Annotated in this window: 1 rRNA gene; it reads right to left on the bottom strand. The window is 55.5% G+C overall.

Annotated features, from left to right (window positions below):
• Positions 1–46 precede the first annotated feature (46 nt).
• Positions 47–1684, bottom strand: a 23S ribosomal RNA gene (locus KBY97_RS14575); the annotation flags it as partial.

Below are 1684 nucleotides of genomic sequence, written 5' to 3'. Positions count from 1 at the left end.
CTGGAAACAATTCATCCCCTCGGTCTCCTCAGCAAGGAGCCAAGTGTTGGTCAAGCCCTCGGTCTATTAGTACTCCTCCGCTTCACCTGTTACCAAGCTTCCACGTAGAGCCTATCAACGGGTGTTCTTCCCGTGACCTTACTGGCTTAAGCCATGAGAACACTCATCTTGAGGTGGGCTTCCCACTTAGATGCTTTCAGCGGTTATCCTCTCCGCACATGGCTACCCAGCGTTTACCGTTGGCACGATAACTGGTACACCAGAGGTGCGTTCCTCCCGGTCCTCTCGTACTAGGGAGAACTCCTCTCAATGTTCTTACGCATGCACCGGATATGGACCGAACTGTCTCACGACGTTCTGAACCCAGCTCGCGTACCGCTTTAATGGGCGAACAGCCCAACCCTTGGGACCGACTTCAGCCCCAGGTTGCGATGAGCCGACATCGAGGTGCCAAACCTCCCCGTCGATGTGAACTCTTGGGGGAGATCAGCCTGTTATCCCTAGAGTAACTTTTATCCGTTGAGCGACGGCCCTTCCACTCAGAACCGTCGGATCACTAAAGCCGACTTTCGTCCCTGTTCGACTTGTAGGTCTCACAGTCAAGCTTGCTTCTGCTTTTACACTCGTCGGCTGATTTCCAACCAGCCTGAGCAAACCTTTGCGCGCCTCCGTTACCTTTTAGGAGGCGACCGCCCCAGTCAAACTGCCCACCTGATACTGTCCAGCCCCCGGATAACGGGTGGCTGTTAGAACCCTAGCTCTGAAAGAGTGGTATCTCACCGTTGACTCCGCATGACCCGCAAGCCATGCATCAATGTCTCCCACCTATCCTGCGCATTCAGAGCCCGGGCACAATACCAAGCTACAGTAAAGCTTCATAGGGTCTTTCTGTCCGGGTGCACGTAGTCCGCATCTTCACAGACAATTCTATTTCGCCGAGCCTCTCTCCGAGACAGCGCCCAGATCGTTACGCCTTTCGTGCGGGTCGGAACTTACCCGACAAGGAATTTCGCTACCTTAGGACCGTTATAGTTACGGCCGCCGTTCACCGGGGCTTCAGTCGCTAGCTTCGCTTTCGCTGACCAGCTTCCTTAACCTTCCGGCACTGGGCAGGCGTCAGCCCCCATACATCGTCTTGCGACTTAGCGGAGACCTGTGTTTTTGGTAAACAGTCGCCTGGGCCTCTTCACTGCGACCACCTTGCGGTGGCACCCCTTCTCCCGAAGTTACGGGGCCATTTTGCCGAGTTCCTTAGAGAGAGTTACCTCGCGCCCCTCGGTATTCTCTACCACCCCACCTGTGTCGGTTTCGGGTACAGGCCGTCATGCCTTAACGGGTATAGGGCTTTTCTTGGAAGCTTGACATCACCCACTTCGCTGCCGTAGCAGCTCGTACTCACGCCTCAGCTCGGGATGTTTTCACCACCCCTCAACGCCTTGAACGCTTGAACCAGTAACCAACATCTGGCTGGGCTAGCCTTCTCCGTCCCCCTTCCCAAAACATGACAGGTACAGGAATGTTGACCTGTTGTCCATCGACTACGCCTTTCGGCCTCGCCTTAGGTCCTGACTAACCCTCCGCGGACGAGCCTGCCGGAGGAACCCTTAGGGTTTCGGGGCATGGGATTCTCACCCATGTTTTCGCTACTCAAGCCGACATTCTCACTTCCATGCAGTCCACGCCC

Source organism: Synechococcus sp. ATX 2A4 (assembly GCF_024346375.1).
GTDB lineage: Bacteria > Cyanobacteriota > Cyanobacteriia > PCC-6307 > Cyanobiaceae > MW101C3.
This window is presented reverse-complemented; position numbering and strand designations above follow the sequence as displayed.